The organism is Acinetobacter sp. YH12049 (assembly GCF_013419875.1).
Classification (GTDB): domain Bacteria; phylum Pseudomonadota; class Gammaproteobacteria; order Pseudomonadales; family Moraxellaceae; genus Acinetobacter; species Acinetobacter amyesii.
This window is the reverse complement of sequence record NZ_VOZH01000012.1, coordinates 20,738-38,270: the sequence shown is the minus strand read 5'-3', so window position 1 is coordinate 38,270 and position 17,533 is coordinate 20,738. Positions and strand designations below refer to the sequence as shown.

At 42.7% G+C, this 17,533-nt stretch carries 15 protein-coding genes; 10 read left to right on the top strand and 5 right to left on the bottom strand.

The annotated features are described in order from the left end of the window. Window positions 1-24: 24 nt before the first annotated feature. A complete protein-coding gene (gspF, locus tag FTU05_RS06990) occupies window positions 25-1,230 on the bottom strand; it encodes a type II secretion system inner membrane protein GspF (protein WP_180164730.1) in 1,206 nt (401 codons plus the stop codon). A gap of 150 nt (window positions 1,231-1,380) precedes the next feature. Here gspF and FTU05_RS06985 point away from each other — a divergent pair, with 150 nt between their 5' ends. The 10 genes from FTU05_RS06985 (at window position 1,381) to FTU05_RS06940 (ending at window position 10,799) form a co-directional block, all read left to right on the top strand. Further along, on the top strand, window positions 1,381-3,603 hold the full coding sequence (locus tag FTU05_RS06985; RefSeq protein ID WP_180164728.1) for a primosomal protein N': 2,223 nt from the start codon (window positions 1,381-1,383) through the stop codon (window positions 3,601-3,603). 78 nt (window positions 3,604-3,681) lie between these two features. Beyond that, entirely contained in the window at window positions 3,682-5,523 is a 1,842-nt protein-coding gene (locus tag FTU05_RS06980; RefSeq protein WP_180164726.1) for a monovalent cation:proton antiporter-2 (CPA2) family protein, read from the top strand. Window positions 5,524-5,573: 50 nt separating this feature from the next. Continuing rightward, window positions 5,574-6,449, top strand: coding sequence for an Hsp33 family molecular chaperone HslO (hslO, locus tag FTU05_RS06975; RefSeq protein WP_078189788.1), 876 nt, complete (start codon window positions 5,574-5,576; stop codon window positions 6,447-6,449). A 246-nt stretch (window positions 6,450-6,695) separates the two neighbouring features. Next, a complete protein-coding gene (locus tag FTU05_RS06970) occupies window positions 6,696-7,148 on the top strand; it encodes a DUF2147 domain-containing protein (RefSeq protein ID WP_257230096.1) in 453 nt (150 codons plus the stop codon). 284 nt (window positions 7,149-7,432) lie between these two features. Beyond that, the gene (locus FTU05_RS06965) at window positions 7,433-7,897 is read left to right on the top strand and encodes a DUF2147 domain-containing protein (protein ID WP_168377964.1); all 465 of its coding nucleotides are present in this window, start codon (window positions 7,433-7,435) and stop codon (window positions 7,895-7,897) included. 188 nt (window positions 7,898-8,085) lie between these two features. Beyond that, window positions 8,086-8,550: a DUF2147 domain-containing protein gene (locus FTU05_RS06960; protein WP_168377965.1), complete on the top strand. Its 465-nt coding sequence runs from the start codon at window positions 8,086-8,088 to the stop codon at window positions 8,548-8,550. Window positions 8,551-8,691: 141 nt separating this feature from the next. After that, a complete protein-coding gene (locus FTU05_RS06955; protein WP_180022610.1) occupies window positions 8,692-9,654 on the top strand; it encodes a DnaJ C-terminal domain-containing protein in 963 nt (320 codons plus the stop codon). A gap of 10 nt (window positions 9,655-9,664) precedes the next feature. Then, window positions 9,665-10,003, top strand: coding sequence for a chaperone modulator CbpM (locus FTU05_RS06950; protein ID WP_078189792.1), 339 nt, complete (start codon window positions 9,665-9,667; stop codon window positions 10,001-10,003). 69 nt (window positions 10,004-10,072) lie between these two features. Next, window positions 10,073-10,336, top strand: coding sequence for a YdcH family protein (locus tag FTU05_RS06945; protein ID WP_180002890.1), 264 nt, complete (start codon window positions 10,073-10,075; stop codon window positions 10,334-10,336). Window positions 10,337-10,592: 256 nt separating this feature from the next. Then, on the top strand, window positions 10,593-10,799 hold the full coding sequence (locus FTU05_RS06940; RefSeq protein ID WP_180164724.1) for a hypothetical protein: 207 nt from the start codon (window positions 10,593-10,595) through the stop codon (window positions 10,797-10,799). Between the two features lie 14 nt (window positions 10,800-10,813). Here the strand turns inward: FTU05_RS06940 and FTU05_RS06935 are convergent, their stop codons facing one another. From FTU05_RS06935 to recD, 4 genes are all read right to left on the bottom strand, one after another. Then, a complete protein-coding gene (locus FTU05_RS06935; RefSeq protein ID WP_180041037.1) occupies window positions 10,814-12,082 on the bottom strand; it encodes a magnesium transporter CorA family protein in 1,269 nt (422 codons plus the stop codon). Window positions 12,083-12,220: 138 nt separating this feature from the next. Next, complete coding sequence (gene pnp, locus FTU05_RS06930) at window positions 12,221-14,308, bottom strand: polyribonucleotide nucleotidyltransferase (RefSeq protein ID WP_171262611.1); 2,088 nt, start codon at window positions 14,306-14,308, stop codon at window positions 12,221-12,223. A gap of 273 nt (window positions 14,309-14,581) precedes the next feature. After that, complete coding sequence (gene rpsO / locus FTU05_RS06925; RefSeq protein ID WP_005007057.1) at window positions 14,582-14,851, bottom strand: 30S ribosomal protein S15; 270 nt, start codon at window positions 14,849-14,851, stop codon at window positions 14,582-14,584. Between the two features lie 868 nt (window positions 14,852-15,719). Further along, a complete protein-coding gene (gene recD / locus FTU05_RS06920) occupies window positions 15,720-17,501 on the bottom strand; it encodes an exodeoxyribonuclease V subunit alpha (protein ID WP_180164766.1) in 1,782 nt (593 codons plus the stop codon). Window positions 17,502-17,533: the final 32 nt, after the last annotated feature.

The following is a 17,533-nucleotide window of genomic DNA, read 5'->3' as shown; positions in this document are numbered from 1 at the left end:
TGTTCACATCATTGTTCGAATGTCTTAAATCATATTATTCATATTCACGATTGGCAGCATCACAGCAATCACGATCACCAGTACAATGCTCGCCATAAATACCAACATCAGCGGTTCAAGCAACGCCAATAAAGTTGAAATTAAGGTCGTCACTTCACGGTCTTGCATCGTCGACGCACGTTCTAGCATCCGATCCAATTCGCCTGAACTTTCACCACTTTTGATCATTTGTACCATCATCGGTGGGAAATAACCACTTCGCTCAAGCTGTGTTGCTAAATTACCACCTTCTGTTACTTTCTCTGCCGCAAGGTTGACCGAATCTCGAATCACCCAATTATTACTGACCGCTGCGCCAATTTTTAAAGCATCGACCAATGGCACGCCAGACTTGGTTAAAATCGACAAGGTACTGGCAAAACGAGCGGCATTAATACCTTTAGACAGTTTGGAAAATAACGGTAATTTCAAGGTCAATCGGTCAAAGGCATAATGTCCCGCCGCTGTTCTGAGGAATCGAACCAAGAGAAAAATCGAGACTACGCTACCGACCAATAAAAATGGCCAGGCCATTCGAATAAAATCACTGGCTTTCATTAAAGCGATCGTTATCCACGGCAAGGCATCTTTGCTTTGGTCAAAGGTTTTGACAATATCTGGGACCACATAGGTCATGAGTCCCATCACAATACCGAAAGACATTAACATCAGGATGATGGGATAAATCATCGCACCCTGCACTTTTTTTTGCATGGCAAAGCGGTTTTCGGTGTAATCGGCAAGTTGGTCGAGAATGAGATCGAGATGACCTGAACGCTCACCTGCTGCAATCGTGGCAATATACAGTTCAGGAAAGCGTCCCGCTTGTTGTAGTGCGTTGGCTAAAGAATGCCCTTCCAAAACTTTAGAACGCACCGACATCAACAGGTTTTGCACATGGGCTTTTTCGTTTTGTTTTCCCACAGCACGAATCGCTTCTTCTAATGGAATCGCAGCGGCAACCAAAACTGAAAGTTGGCGAGTCAATAAAGCCAAGTCATAGGCATTCAGCCCTTTTTGAAACAAGCGCTGCTGCGTGTGTTTGTCTTTTTGCTCTATCGGATCGACAGCAACTGGAATGAGTGACTGATCTCTGAGCTGTTGACGAATTTGACGCGCAGAATCACCCTCAAGTACACCCTTCTGCTGCTTCCCTGAAACGTCTATGGCAGTAAACTGATATGCAGGCATTGTAATGCTCTAATTTTCCAAAATTTCTATCAGCGCAGTTGCGTCTGACCATCAAAATCATTCATATTCTTAGATATAAAATATGAGCTCACTCTAACACAACTCCTTTACGATCACGACGAAATTTAATCAGGAACTTATCCACGTTTTATGGCAAATTCAGCGAGCATTGCAACACCTATTTACCGCGTTCGAGTCGCCGTTCCGGTATATTTATACGACTGCTTCGATTACAGCTTAAGCCAAGAGCAATACCAAAAAGCTGAAGTAGGTGCACGCGTTGCTGTATCTTTTGGTCGGCAAAATTTGACCGGTATCATCGTGGAAAAAATTGCACCCGATGCACCACTCGATTCAAGCTTTAAACTCAAGGCCATTACTGAACTACTTGATGATCGCGCCATTTTAGATGAGAAAGTTTTAAATTTATTGACATGGTCTGCACAGTATTACCAATTTCCAATTGGTGAAGTCATGCAAAGTGCCCTTCCAACGCTGTTACGCCAAGGGAAACCCTATAATTTATTGGCACGAACATGGAATCTCCTCGACCACCATGCCGATGACAAAATTAAACGTTCAGAGCGTCAACAAGAAGCGTATAAAATACTAAAATTACATCCCACAGGCACAGGTGAAAATCTTTTAAATTTGTCAGGTGTGGAAACAGCAACACTCAAAGCCTTAGAGAAAAAAGGCATCTGCCAATGTGTCTTGGCGGAACAGGACTTTAGCCCGATGCCCATGAGCATGGCGCAAATGCCACTTACAGCAAACCCTGACCAAAAAAAAGCGATCGATAGCGTATTAAAAGCACGTAAAAAATATCAGGCCTTCCTGCTCGATGGCTTAACTGGCAGTGGTAAAACTGAAGTCTATTTACAAATCATGCAAGAGGTTCTCAAGCAAGGCAAACAGGTCTTGGTTTTAGTTCCTGAGATTGGACTTACCCCACAGACCATCAGCCGCTTCCAATCACGTTTTCATTGCAATATTGCCCTATTACATTCGGGGTTAAACGATTCAAAACGTATGCAAGCTTGGCAAGCGGCGCAAACGGGCAAGGCGTCTATTATCTTAGGCACGCGTTCTGCGATTTATACCCCACTGCCGAATCTAGGTTTAATTGTGATTGATGAAGAGCATGATCTGTCCTTTAAACAACAAGAAGGCTTTCGCTATCACGCTCGGGATGTCGCACTTTACCGTGGGCATCTGGAACAATGCCCTGTAATTTTAGGTTCTGCCACGCCTAGTATCGAGTGTTATGCCCTTGCCAAACAAGGCAAGATGACAATTTTGGAATTAAACCAACGCGCAGGCACCGCGGTCATGCCGAAAATGCACATCCTTGATTTGAAAGTGGCACAGAAACAGCATGGAATCAGCCAATTATTAATTGGTGAAATCCGTAAGCGCCTTGAAAAAAAAGAGCAAGTATTGGTGTTTTTAAACCGCCGGGGTTATGCACCTGTACTGATTTGTGAAAGTTGTGCATGGCAAGCTAAATGCCCACATTGCGATGCCAATTTCACGGTTCATCGTACACCTTATCAACATTTACATTGTCATCACTGCGGCACCATTCACCGTATGCCAGATCACTGTCCACAGTGTAATCATCAGGAGCTCAAATCTATTGGGATGGGCACAGCCAAAGTTGAAGAAAGTTTAAATGAGTTGTTTCCTGAACATGACATCATTCGAGTGGATCGTGACTCGACCAGCCGCGTTGGTAGTTGGCAAAAGATTTATGACAAAATTCAAAAAAGTGAGCCTGCTATTTTGCTTGGTACGCAAATGTTGGCCAAAGGTCATCATTTTCCTTACGTCACCTTGGTGGCGATTTTAGATATCGATTCAGGTCTGCTGAGTGTGGACTTCCGTGCCATCGAACGTACCGCTCAACTCATTGTGCAAGTCACAGGTCGTGCCGGCCGTGGTGAACGTAAAGGCGATGTGTTTTTACAAACCCTAAGACCCGACCATCCACTTTTGAATATCTTGGTCAATGAGAACTACCGAAAATTTGCCAAAGAAACCATGAAAGAACGGGAAATGGCACAAATGCCACCGTTTCGCTACGCCGCATTGGTACGCTGTGAGTCCAAAAACCAAGAACTCAATACTGAATTTTTACAACAACATGCCCAATTGCTGCGTCAGGACTCTGCTGGAATTATTGACATTTGGGGGCCGATTCCTGCCCCGATGGAGCGCAAAGCCGGACGTTATCAATCCCACATGGTTTTACTGTCTACAGATCGTGCGCGCTTACATTATTATCTGCGTTATTGGTGGCAAAACATCTTGCATAACAAGCCATCAAATATGAAATTGAGCCTCGATATAGACCCACAGGAACTCAGTTAAACGCGTACAATTCAGTCTGAAAAATCAGTCATACTGAATTGCAACTTTCGACCAAAAACACAACTCTAGGACGAGTAAATGTCACTACTGTTACAGATCACAATTTTCCTTGGCGCATCCTTATTGCTTGTCCCTTTGCTCAAGCGCTTTGGTATTGCAACGGTATTGGGATATCTGTTCACTGGTATTTTGCTCGGCCCCGATGTCTTTAACATTGCCAGTGATCCCCAAGCGATCCAAGATCTCGCTGAGTTTGGCGTGATCTTACTGATGTTCCTGATCGGCCTCGAACTCCGTCCACAGCGTCTATGGAGTATGCGTAGTTCTATTTTCGGCATGGGGAGTTTACAAGTCGGTCTGACCGGTCTTGTTTTAGCGCTAGGCAGTTTTTTTGCCTTACAACAAGGCATTGCAGCCAGTATCGTTATCGGTTTCGCTCTCGCTCTTTCTTCTACTGCCTTTGTCTTGCAGATGCTGAGTGAGAAGCAGCAATTAAACACCACCTATGGGCAACAATCCTTTTCGATTTTGCTGTTTCAAGATATGGCCGCGATTCCCCTGATTGCAGTCATTCCCCTGCTCGCAGGAACAGAATCATCACATCACGGAATCGCCTATTTCGCTGCAATCATTGCGACTTTTTCAGGCTTATTTTTATTTAGTCGATACTTAATGCGGCCTTTTTTCCGCTTCGTCGCGAAAAGTGGTGCGCATGAACTGATCACTGCTGTTGGCTTATTTATTGTGCTGGGTGTCGTGGTGTTGATGGATGTACTTGGCATCAGTACCACACTCGGAGCATTTTTGACTGGCGTGCTATTGGCAGACTCGGAATTCCGCCATGAACTCGAAGCCAGTATTGCTCCGTTTAAAGGGCTTTTACTTGGTTTGTTCTTTATGACCGTGGGCATGACCACAGAACTGTCATTATTCGTTGAAATGCCATGGTTCATTATCGGTGGTGCATTGGCACTGATGCTCATCAAAATGGCGTCACTTACGGCGATTGCGCGTTATCTTAAAAATTCATGGCGCAACAGTATTTTACTGGCGACCTGTTTGGCTCAAGGCGGTGAATTTGCCTTTGTGGTCTTTAGTGTGGCGAAAAGTGAAAATGTCGTACAGCAAGCCATTTTGGAGCCATTAACCCTCATCGTCACTTTGTCGATGGTGTTGACCCCTATGTTGTACTGGTTAATACAATCACAAATTTTGCCACGTTTTAATCCAAAAACCATCCCCGAATATGACGACATTCCGGATGAACATAATCCTGTGATTATTGCGGGCTTTGGACGTTTTGGACAAATCATTGCTCGTGTGGCGCATTTACAGCATTTGTCTTTTACCGCTATTGATAGCAACTTAGACAAAGTCGATTTCGTACGTAATTATGGTGGTCATCTATATTATGGCGATGCCACACAACCAGATATTTTACGCGCTGCGGGCATTGAACATGCCAAAGTGTTCGTCCTTGCCATAGATGATATTGAAGACTCGATGAACGTGGCGCGTCATATTCGCCTGAATTACCCTCAGTTAAAATTATTGGTCCGTGCGCGTGACCGTCATCAGGTGCATCTGCTGCGTGATTTGGGGATTGAGCATATTTGGCGTGAAACCTATTTATCGTCTTTAGGAATGGCCTATCACATGCTGTGCGACTTAGGCTTCAGCGATGAAGATGCCTATAAAAGTATCGAATTGTTCCGTGATTATGATGAAAAACTGCTGACTCAACAGCAGCAAATCTATACCGATGAACAAAAAATTTATGAAACGCATCGTAACGCTTTAGCTGAACTGGAACATTTGTTTGAAAGCGATGCGCAAGCCCTTGAAAAACCTACAGGTGTTGATTTACAACGCAGCTTACAACGTCATCGTATTGATGTCACAAGAGATGATAATGAATGACTTGTGTTTTACAATATCGTCACCATTAAAGCAGGGTTATGGAGAATTTTATGTCAGATTTACGCCAACGCTTTTTTATTGAAGATAGCCCTGTTCGTGGAGAAGTGGTTCATCTTGAAGAAGCCCTACAAACGATTCTTGCACAGCGTGACTATGCACCTGCTGTACAAATTCTCTTGGGTGAAATGCTCAGCGCGACTGCCTTGTTGGCCAGCACCTTAAAAATTAAAGGTCGTATTAGCTTACAAATTCAGGCTGCAGGCACTTTTAAATGGGCAATGGCGGAATGTAATCATCTCGGTGAAGTTCGCGCACTTGCAGATTATGAAGAAGACCCGCACTTTCAAACCGCTGAAGACAGCAGCACGGTACTCAAAGCCTTGGTAAACCCAGTACTTTTCATTAATATCGAGCCTGAATTTGGTGAGCGTTATCAAGGGATTGTACCTTTAGACAAACCGACTTTAGCGGGTTGCTTGATGCAATATTATGATCTATCTGCACAGATCCCGACACGCATCGTCTTAGCAAGCAGCAACAGCCGTTCAGGTGGTTTACTGATCCAGTTATTGCCGCGTAACAGCGAAGAAGAACAACGCCGTGTCGATGAAGACCTATGGCCACGTTTAACCATGCTGACCGAGACATTAAAAGCAGAAGAGTTAACGTCTTTATCTGCAAACGAAATTTTATATCGTTTATATAACGAAGAAGAAGTTCGTCTACCTGAAACTGAAGCCTTAAAATTTGGCTGCACATGTTCAAAAGAACGCTGTGCGACAGCACTTGAACAAATTGGTGTTGCTGCAGTTCGTGAAACTCTAGAGTTTCAAAACCCAATTGAAATGGACTGCCAATTCTGTAATACAAAATATACCTTTACGGCAGAAGAAGCTTTATCCCTTTTTGGTCAACACCTTAGCTAAATCATTGCATGATTAAAAGCCTAAATCTAAGCATCCTTCGGGGTGCTTTTTTATTGTCCCGATAAAATTTAGACCTACTACTTTCTTGCGCTTAGTCGAATGGGTTCGAACTATAAAGCATCAACATGATCAGCTGTATTTGCGATCAATTTTTTTTCGAGTAGAATCGCGCCAGAAATAAAGTCAAAAAAACCAACAAAGCTTTATTTTTAATTGAAAAATAATGTAAAAAAAACTGGATAAATTATGAAACTCAAAACACTCGCTATTGCTTTAGCCATGTTCTACTTTGGCCCAATGACAGCACATGCAGCAGACCTCGTCGGGACATGGAAAACCATAGATGATAAAACAGGCTATGCTCGTGCTGAAGTCAAAATCACTAAATTAAAAGACGGCAGCTATACCGGTAAAATCACCAAAGTGCATGCCATCCCCAACCGCCCTGTCACCACGATTTGTGAAAAATGCGAAGGTAAACTCAAAAATGCACCCTTAATTGGTTTACCGATATTCTCTGGCTTTAAACATAATGCAAAAGAGGATGCGTACACCGATGGCAAGGTGATCGACCCACTTTCAGGCAATACTTATCAAGGTAAAGGGCAATTGAATGCGCGCGGCAATGTCCTGACACTTCGAGGTTATGTTGGAACCACGCTTCTCGGCCGGACGGTATCTTGGATCCGCGTCAACTAAAGTCGCCATTTGGCTTTCATTGGCATGATGAACTCAACTCCAGACGAGTTCATCATGCCGATAATAATCTACTTTGAGATGAATTCCGACTATTTTACTAGTGCGTAGACGTTCAGCATAAACCTCATTTAGCGCCAACTCGTTCATGTTTTGGCTCAAAATATAAATACCAATTCTTAAAAAATCACTAGAATATTCATATTATTTCAGGCTACATTAAACCCATAATATTTTTATGCCTTTAAGTTTTAGGCATCCGCTTTTTGTGTAATGTGGGTAATTATATGGCTGTTAAATTCCTCCCTTCTATCCTGTTCGGCATGTTCTCCATCTGCAGTTTATCCTCTGCTTTTGCAGCGATTGATCCCTTAGTGGGGACATGGAAAACCATTGATGATCGAACAGGATATTCCCTTGCCGATGTGGTGATTCGCAAAGATAAGCATGACCTGTATTCGGCCACCATTATCCAAAGCCGAAGCGTACCCGGAACAGCAAATGTTTCGACATGCACGCAATGCACCGGTGCTCAGAAAAATAAACCCATGGTCGGTTTAACCACTTTAAGCGGCTTAAGCGCTGATCCAGAAAAGCCCAATGAATTTGTGGGTGGAGTGATGCTCGATCCCAAATCAGGCAAGCACTACAATGCACGCGCTCGTTTGATGAATAATGGCAAGCATTTGATCATCAATGGTCGTACTGAAGGCTCTGCAATTGGACGTAATGTCACTTGGGTCAAAAACTAAGCACGAGGCCTTTAAATCATTAAAGGCCTTTTTTAACTTAAAAATTAGAGTAAAAAATCCATATTAAAGCAGTGTTTTAAAAAAATCTGCCAAATACATCACAAACCATCACATTGATTTTGTAGGGCTTTATATATAAATTAGGCAACTTACTCTAAAAACACAATTCTGAATTTTCAGGGGATGAAATGAAAAAAATATATCAACAATTATTTGCCGGAATAGTACTTAGCACTTTGTCAGGATTGTCAATCGCTGCGGAAACCGATCCGCTAGTGGGTAAGTGGAAAACTGTCGATGACCGCACCGGATATTCACGTGCAGACGTTGAAATTCGCAAAAAAGCCGATGGAAGCTATGAAGGCATCATTGTCACCACACGCAATGTCCCTGGCACTGAAAAAATGGGCGTCTGCTCGAACTGCCCAGGTGAATTGAAAAATAAACCTTTTATCGGCTTGCCATTTATTTGGGACTTTAAACAAGATCCAAAAAATCCACGTGAATTCCAAAATGGTAAAGTTCTGGACCCGATTGGTGGAAAAATCTATAAAGGCAAAGCAAGACTTAGTGCTTCAGGAAAACATTTAACTATACGTGGGTATGTTGGTGTATCTGTGATTGGTCGTAGTGTCACTTGGATAAAATATTAATTTTAAATGTGTTTTTAAAAGCCTCCTCGTGAGGCTTTTTTATTGTCATGTTTTGAAACAATAAGATGCTGTTTGCCCCTATGACAGTTTGATGAACCCTTCTATATTGATTAAAACATAATCAATATTTATACAGAGAGTATGCCAGACAATCACTATCAAACTTTAGGGATCGCCCGAGATGCTTCGGCAGATCAAATTAAAAAAGCCTATCGAAAATTGGCGCGTAAATATCACCCTGACGTCAGCAAAGAAGCTGATGCCGAAACGCGTATGCAAGCGATTAATGTTGCATACGACACTTTAAGTGATGCCGAAAAGAAAAAACAATACGATTTTGAACTCGATCATCCTCAAGGATTTGCTGGGTTTAATGCTGGCAACCAAGGTGGTTTTGACCAATCTCAGTTTTATCGCCAATCGACGACTGATGGTCAGCATGCGGACTTTAGTGGATTTGAAGACTTGTTTGGTCGTTTTGGGCAAGGCTTTGGTGGCGGTGACTATCAGTATCAACGTGCAAACCGCCAAACCAAGAGCTTCCGTGGTGAAGACCAACACGCCAGTTTAGAAGTGGATTTAGAAATCGCATTTCATGGTGCAACGCAGAATATCACCTTGCAGATTCCGAGCTTAAATGCCCATGGTGAGCCTGAAGTTCAACGTAAAACCCTACAAGTCAAAATTCCTGCAGGCATGAAATCAGGTCAACAAATTCGACTCTCGGGCCAAGGGCAAGCTGGCTATAACGGTGGAGCTGCTGGTAATTTATACATTGAAATTTTGTATAAACAAACCGAGCAAACCCGTGTAGAAGGTGCTGATATTTTCCAACAACTGAATATCAGTCCTTGGGAAGCAGCATTGGGTCAAAAAATTGCATTTACCAGTCCTGATGGCAAAACATTAGAGCTACAGATTCCTAAAAATGCGCGTACTGGACAGCAGCTACGATTAAAGGACAAAGGGATACCAAACAAAACACCCGGACAGCTTTACCTGGTTTTAAATATAGTGATACCAGCTGCACAAACAGAACAAGAGCAACAAGCTTATGCGGCTTTTGCTCAAGCTTTTCCGTCATTTAATCCACGACAGTCTTAAGGAGAGCACCATGACAACAATTCATTATCGTGAAATTGTCTGTGACGGATGTAAACAGACTGAAATCGTAGACGAAAAAAGTAGTTTTGATCTACAACACTTTGCCTCTGCCTGTGGGCAAAGTCCAGAATGGGTTCTGCAACTACTCGAATACGATATTCTGCCTAGCCGTTCAGAAGACAGGATTCATCAATTTTTTGGCGATGATATATCTCGCGCACGGCGTGCCTATCGGCTTCAACGAGATTTCGATGCCAGTTTTACTGCGGTCGCCATGATGCTCGACCTGATTGATGAAGTCCAACAACTACGTCGCCAAGTGAAACACCAACAGCTTCATTCGCACTAAATGTATTCGTGAACGCTCTGTCCTGCAGGGCGTTTTTCTTTTTTCTTGTAGAGGAAATGATCGACAACCATGAAAACACGAGATTGCAATAAAAAAGTCAAAAACATGTTTCCTGAGTACCGTGATTTGGTCACTCAGTTACGTGATGAAAATCCGCATTTTGCGCGGATCTTTGAAGAACATGATGAGTTGGATCGCGAAATCATTCAATTGGAATTAGATCCTGTTAATCACTACAACACGGATATTGAGACCATTAAGCGTAAGAAATTAAAGCTAAAAGATGAAATTTATCGCTTACTGAAAAGTAATGAAAATGATGATATATCTTGAGATATCGACTCGTATAGGGGAATTTTCATGATGCATGTCGTTCGCAGTACAACCCACGAGGCTAAGCAATTGAATTGCTAAGACCATAAGGATCGGTCAAATCGCGTTGTACTGCAGATTCTTTAAAAAACAAAATGTAAAACAATTACATCATGACAAAGGATTCATCATGCACATGCATCATGTCCTATTGGGTGGCATTACTCAGTTTCAGTAGTCTATTACATGCCAGTGATAAACGAGTATTTGAAAAACCATGGATGACCAAACAGGATATTCACGCGGTGATGTGACCATCGTCAAAAATGCCGATGGGACGTATAGTGGAACACTTACTGCAATACGCCCAATGCCGTACAAGCCCTTGGTCGAAGTGTGCTTAAAACGCAAAGGCAAACTCAAATATGCACCCTTGGTGAGTCTCGAAGTTATCAAAGGATTTAAAGCAGACCCATCCTTCTGAGAAGCTGATGCGAATTATTTGAGTTTCGTCAGCTTCTCAATTTCTTTCATGGTTTTAACCGTACCTTTGACTGTGCCCTTCACCGTCTGTTTGATTGGTTCATAATCCATAAACCAAAACAGATTCATGTGTTGATCGCCGTGCTGCTGTGCCAGCATATCAATCACACTTTTTTCACCGCGCCCGACCAAATGCCGTCGATAAAAATAATACAGCAGTAAAATCGTGGTAATCAACATGATACCAAGCATGATCCAAAAACCGGTTGGCGATTTGAGTCCGGGAATAAACTCAAAGTTCATACCGTATATACCAGTTAATAAGGTTAATGGTGCGAAAATCGCCGTAATAATCGCTAAAATACGCATATTTTCATTGGTTTGGTTGGCAACGGCTGAAAAATGCAGATCAATGGCGGCCTGCACGGCACTGCGTAATCGTGTGGTGTGTTTTTGAATGCGTTCGATATGGCTAGTTAAATCATCTACGCGAACCAGCATGATATCCTGCTTTTCACTGCGCTTTTTGCCTTTCAAATGCGGGTAATTATCCACAACTTCATCACGCAGTTCTTGCAAGGCTTCAATTTGCTCTTCACACAAGTTTTCCACTTGCTGAAAGGCCATATTTTCCTGCAACAGTTGATGCCACTTGGTAAACCGTCGATGCCCTTGTAATAACTCTTGCTGCCAAAACTCGACACGGCGCGTCAAAGGAACACGTAAATCCAAGTATCCATCCACCATATTATTCAGTAAGCGCAATGCCAAATCTAAGGGCGTCATGGCTAATTTTCGTGGTTTATTTTGTTCATCAATCGGACGAGAAATTAAGGTTTCAATCCGCTGGATATAACTTTCAATGGCTTTGTTGCCCTTTTCACGAACCGTAATCAACACTTGGGGCGTGAGCAAAAAACTGATCGGGGTAGTCGCCAAACCAAAGACCCGCTCATGCTTTTCAAGCGCGTCGGCGCCTGCAACAATTTGGTCATCGGGGGTGACCATTTTTCTAAAAATTAATAAATCGTAATCATCGAGTGTGTCAAAGGCACACGGATGCTCTAGATTTAAAATATCCCACAGATGATATTCATTGACCCGTAGATCACACGCCTGAATAATCTCACGCTGCCATTGCTCAGGGCGGTTAACGACATCTTCACGGGTACAATCAATCCAAATAAACTCAGGCTCAAGTTCAGGATGATGCTCACATTGCACTTGGTCTTGCACATAGATATGCGCGGCTGTTGGATGCTGAAAAAAATAATAGGTTTGCATATCTCATTTATTATTGTGTTTACTTTTTGCATGATGCCATAAAAAAAGCCTTGAGCAAGTCAAAGTTCATACTCTGACTGCACTCAAGGCTTTTTAGAATCCATTCACAGAGCCGAAACCCTGTGAATCAACAAACCATTAAGCTTGTTCGATGTCTTTCATGGTTAATTTGATACGACCGCGGTTGTCGACATCAGCAACTTGTACTTTGATCTCTTGACCTTCAGATAATACGTCTGAAACGTTCGCAATGCGTTCGTTAGAAATTTGAGAGATGTGAAGTAAGCCATCAGTACCTGGAAGGATGTTTACAAACGCACCAAATTCAACGATACGAATCACTTTACCAGTGTAGATTGTACCTGGTTCGATTTCAGCAGTAAGCGCTTGGATTTTCGCAACAGCAGCAGAAGCAGCCGCTTTAGTTTCACCAAATACGCGAACTGTACCGTTATCTTCGATATCGATTGCTGCTTTAGTTTCTTCAGTGATCGCACGAATCGTTGCGCCACCTTTACCAATCACATCACGGATCTTATCAGGGTTGATGTTGATCACTTGGAATGTAGGCGCGTGCATAGAGATTTCAGGACGAGCGCGTGAAATTACTTGGTTCATTGCATTTAAGATGTGCATACGACCTGCATACGCTTGGTTCAATGCAACTTCCATGATCTCTTCAGTAATACCTTCGATCTTGATGTCCATTTGAAGTGCAGTAATACCGTTTGCAGAACCTGCTACTTTAAAGTCCATGTCGCCAAGGTGGTCTTCGTCACCCAAGATGTCAGAAAGAACTGCGAAACGCTCGCCTTCTTTGACTAGACCCATTGCGATACCCGCAACTGGCGCTTTAAGTGGAACACCTGCGTCCATAAGTGATAGAGAAGCACCACATACAGAAGCCATTGAAGATGAACCGTTAGATTCAGTGATGTCCGATACGATACGGATCACGTACGGGAAGCGGTCAGCTGCTGGAAGTACAGCTTGTACACCACGACGCGCTAAACGACCGTGACCGATTTCACGACGTTTAGGACCAGATTCACGACCAGTTTCACCTACAGAGTATGCAGGGAAGTTGTAGTGCAACATGAAGTTGTCAGTTTTCGTACCCGCTAATGTATCTACCATTAACGCATCACGTGTATTACCCAAAGTTGTTGTTACCAACGCCTGAGTTTCACCACGTGTGAATAATGCAGAACCGTGAGCACGGTCTAACACGCCAACTTGTACGTCAAGCGCACGAACTGTTTTAGTATCACGGCCATCAATACGTGGTTTACCTGACAAGATGTTGTCACGTACTGTACGGTATTTCAGGTCTTCGAATAATTCAGCTAAGTCGTCAGCGATACCGTCAACGTCTTCTTCTGGAACAAATTGAGCAACAGCTTCAGCTTGAAGCGCATCAAGTGCTGCATAACGATCGTGTTTAACAGCGATTGTGTATGCTTCAGAGATTTTCGCTTCAAACGCTTCTTTTAATTTTGCACGAAGGTCTTCGTTTTTCGCAGGTGCAGTCCAAGTAGACTCTGTTGCACCAGCAGCCGCAGCAAATTCTTTAATCGCTTGGATCGCGATTTGCATTTCGTCATGACCGAACAATACAGCGCCAAGCATTTGGTCTTCAGAAAGTTCTTTCGCTTCTGATTCAACCATCAATACTGCAGATTCTGTACCTGCAACCACAAGGTCAAGGTCAGATTCTTTAAGCTGTTCGTGGTTCGGGTTAAGGATGTATTCACCGTTGATTAAACCAACGCGCGCACCACCGATTGGACCACGGAAAGGCGTACCCGCAATTGCAAGTGCAGCAGATGTACCTAACATTGCAGCAATGTCAGCATCCATCGTTTTGTCAGAAGAAATCACAGTCGCAGTCACTTGGATTTCGTTGTAGTAACCTTCTGGGAACAACGGACGGATTGGACGGTCGATTAAGCGTGAAATAAGAGTTTCAGCTTCAGACGCGCGGCCTTCACGTTTACCGTAACCGCCCGGGATACGACCTGCAGCATATTGTTTTTCTTGGTAGTTAACAGTCAATGGGAAGAAGTCTTGACCTGCTTTAGCTGTTGGTTGAGCAACAACGGCAACAAGAACTTGTACACCACCCATAGTGATGATTACAGTGTTCGCTTGACGCGCAACACGACCTGTTTCTAGGACAACTTGATGCTGACCGTATTGGAATTCTTTACGAATAATATTAAACATCGACATGTTTTATTTTTTCCTGATTTTATTCTAGTGGAGACCCCTAAGGTTTGGCATTCACTCAACGCCCCAAACGCTGCAACATAAATGACAAAGCTTAGAAGCCGACCTCACTAGATATTAAAAACATTAATTAAAAATACTAATTTGAGACACAAAGAAGGAGCGAATCAACGCCCCTTCCCCATTATCCAACCAAGGTTGGATAGACTTTAGTTTTCAGTAATACAGCACTAAGCATGCAATAGTCCGAAAATAAAAGTTTAAATCGAATTAACGACGTAAACCTAAAGCAGCAATCAATGCGCTGTAACGAGTAGCGTCTTTACCTTTAAGGTAGTCAAGAAGCTTACGACGTTGGTTAACCATACGGATAAGACCGCGACGGCTATGGTGGTCGTGTTTGTGCTCTTTGAAGTGACCTTGTAAATCATTGATTTGAGCAGTTAAAAGAGCTACTTGAACTTCTGGTGAACCAGTGTCGTTTTCAGCGCGAGCGAATTTTGCAACGATCTCTGCGCGATCTGCGTTTGTTAAAGCCATTCGATTTCTCCGAGATGCTTATAAAGTTAACTTTTGATACGAATCAACTGATAAATCAGCTGACTGCCGTGCATCACTACAGCAAGTGCATTATATTAAGGGAAAATCGTCCCAATTGCAAAAAGAGATGGCCGACTTCGTCAGGTTTTCATGACGATAATAGCGCCTTTTTTTTCACATCGATTCCATTATAAATTTTTTATATGTTTCGATACTTTATGCGACACAAAACCGCATATTTCTAACATGTTGAATGCGATGTCATTGAATGAATTTTAAACTGATTTTTTGATATATTTTGCCACTCGATGTTTAGCATGCAAAACTCAAAGTGGAATGATTAAAAAAAAGCCCGAGCTAGGCTCGGGCTTTTTTGCGCTGTAGTTTCTTCTTTTTTAGTTATTGTTTTATTATTTATTGTTTTATGTGGCGCTTTTCCGCGTCCTTATGTCAAACATTCCATGTTTTAACTTGCACTTCCTTATGTGGTAGATTTTGCCACAACGGCTATTAGATAAAAGTCGTATTTTTCGTATCTATATGTAAGCTTTTTCGTACATCAGTTAAGCTCTATTTCTTTTCTGTTACAGCGTATAGGCATTTCTTATTTTCCAGACATAAAAAAGCCCTGTAGTCTCTCCCAAAACTACAAGGCTTAGCGGCTGTAAGTTTCCTATTTCCTTACTTCACTGTAAGTTCGCTGTCTTTTGACGTTATTCTTATACTTTTGCGATTTTACTCAACCATCCGTGTTGAGTTCTTTTTCTGTGAAGTCATCTTCTCAAAAAGCTCTAAAAAGCTCTATGCGCAAATCTCCTGAATCGATGTAAGCCATTTCTTACAAAATACGGTACATTTTGCCTAGGCTTTACAAAGGTAGGTGATTGTTAATTTTTTCTAACAGACCACTAACTCGCGCTGTTCTTTTTATAAGCGCTTTTGCCAATGCATCTTTTGCAACAAGCAAACTCACCACTTTTTTGGCACGAGTGATGGCGGTATAAATCAGCTCTTTACTCATCATTTCGGTAGCATGATTTTCCAAAACTACCGCCGTATGGGTAAATTCAGAACCTTGAGACTTATGTATGGTCAAGGCATAGGCGGTTTCTATACTTTTAGGTAACCGTGTTGCCACCACCCATTTATCCAAACTTGGAAAATAAACCTCAAACTGCGACTTTTCCGTCATCGGTCGTTTTAAGCAAATCCCGATATCACCATTTGATAGTCCAAGTTGATAATCGTTATAGGTCATCATGACTGGACGACCGACATACCAATCCCCTTGTTTCAACACACCCAAGGTATTTAAGACCCGAAGTTCAATCTGCTGATTGAGTTCGTGTAAGCCTAATTTTCCATGTCGAATGGCCGATAGAATCCGATAATCATCAAAATAGCGAATCAATTGGGCTGACCAATTTGCATATTCAGCGGGTTGCTCTGGCCATTGTTTTAACCACGCCACATAGGGCTGAAAACCATACATCAGTTGATCATAATATTTTGCCCAATGTGCCGCACTGTTCGTAGCGTCGGGGAGATATTGCAACTGAATCACATCGCTCATATTCGGTGTCAGTTGAATCGGCTGAAGTTCGGATGCAGATACCACCTGATGTTCGAATTTCGCCAGAACTTCAGTGGTTGTTTGCTGTTGTTCTTGTTGTTGAATAAAACGAGCAAACTCACCAATGGCTGCACCCTGTACAAAACGGCGGCTGGTCTGTAAATGGGTACGGTTGGCTTGTAAGGCATCGACATCCTGAAGGTTGGCCAAAACAGCGCCAACATCGACCGAAGCCAACTGTTCTGCATCCCCTAAGAGAATCAGCTTGCTGTGTTGAGGGATTGCCGCGAATAGCATCTGCGCCAAACTTAAATCCAACATGGAGGCTTCATCGACCACAATGACGTCATAGGGTAAGCGTTGGCGCTCATTAAACCGCGGGATAGCGCGCGTCCCTAAACCCAATAGACGATGCAAAGTTACGGGTTTCAAATGTTTGTGAATAATCGAATAATGCTGCAATGCAGGATCTTTAAACGCTGCTTGTAAGGCTTCTTCCATTCGCTGCGCCGCTTTTCCTGTCGGCGCTGCCATCGCAATTCTTAAATTTGGATTTTGCTCATTCAACACGGCAATAATCCGAGCCAAGGTATAAGTTTTACCTGTCCCAGGCCCACCGGTAATAATATTAAAATTGTGCTGACACACCATGTGCAGTGCTTGGATCTGATGGGGATCGGTCAGTAAATCCTTTTCAATATTAAGCATCTGCGTTTGATTAAGATCTTGCTCTGTTTGCTGTTTTAAACGTGCAACTTGCTTGGCTAAAGCATTTTCTAGTGCCCAATAGCGATAGAGATACAGTCGCTGTGAATCAAATACAAAAGGCGCAACCGGCGTTTTTTCAGCTTGCTCAAGCTGAACCATCTGAGCCAAACATTGAATCTGTACATTTTCGGCCAAAATACAACTGTCGCCTTTTTCCACGGCTTGCATCAATTGTTGAATTAACTGATTTGCAGCAGGATGACTGACCTGATTGGGTAAATAATGTTGGATTAAATAGTCAATCCAATCCGGCAAAACCGCATCTAAATCAGCAGTTTCTTGGGGATTTTGGGTAACTAAAACCTGCATTTCTACAGTGTTTTCTTGTCCCGCGTGCAAAG

Coding starts and splice junctions, on each gene's coding strand:
- FTU05_RS06965 (WP_168377964.1), top strand. CDS start 7,433: ATGGCTGTTAAATTCCTCCCTTCTATCCTGTTCGGCATGTTCTCCATC.
- recD (WP_180164766.1), bottom strand. CDS start 17,501: ATGCAGGTTTTAGTTACCCAAAATCCCCAAGAAACTGCTGATTTAGAT.
- FTU05_RS06935 (WP_180041037.1), bottom strand. CDS start 12,082: ATGCAAACCTATTATTTTTTTCAGCATCCAACAGCCGCGCATATCTAT.
- FTU05_RS06970 (WP_257230096.1), top strand. CDS start 6,696: ATGAAACTCAAAACACTCGCTATTGCTTTAGCCATGTTCTACTTTGGC.
- FTU05_RS06950 (WP_078189792.1), top strand. CDS start 9,665: ATGACAACAATTCATTATCGTGAAATTGTCTGTGACGGATGTAAACAG.
- FTU05_RS06940 (WP_180164724.1), top strand. CDS start 10,593: ATGGATGACCAAACAGGATATTCACGCGGTGATGTGACCATCGTCAAA.
- gspF (WP_180164730.1), bottom strand. CDS start 1,230: ATGCCTGCATATCAGTTTACTGCCATAGACGTTTCAGGGAAGCAGCAG.
- FTU05_RS06955 (WP_180022610.1), top strand. CDS start 8,692: ATGCCAGACAATCACTATCAAACTTTAGGGATCGCCCGAGATGCTTCG.
- FTU05_RS06985 (WP_180164728.1), top strand. CDS start 1,381: ATGGCAAATTCAGCGAGCATTGCAACACCTATTTACCGCGTTCGAGTC.
- hslO (WP_078189788.1), top strand. CDS start 5,574: ATGTCAGATTTACGCCAACGCTTTTTTATTGAAGATAGCCCTGTTCGT.
- FTU05_RS06945 (WP_180002890.1), top strand. CDS start 10,073: ATGAAAACACGAGATTGCAATAAAAAAGTCAAAAACATGTTTCCTGAG.
- rpsO (WP_005007057.1), bottom strand. CDS start 14,851: ATGGCTTTAACAAACGCAGATCGCGCAGAGATCGTTGCAAAATTCGCT.
- FTU05_RS06980 (WP_180164726.1), top strand. CDS start 3,682: ATGTCACTACTGTTACAGATCACAATTTTCCTTGGCGCATCCTTATTG.
- FTU05_RS06960 (WP_168377965.1), top strand. CDS start 8,086: ATGAAAAAAATATATCAACAATTATTTGCCGGAATAGTACTTAGCACT.
- pnp (WP_171262611.1), bottom strand. CDS start 14,308: ATGTTTAATATTATTCGTAAAGAATTCCAATACGGTCAGCATCAAGTT.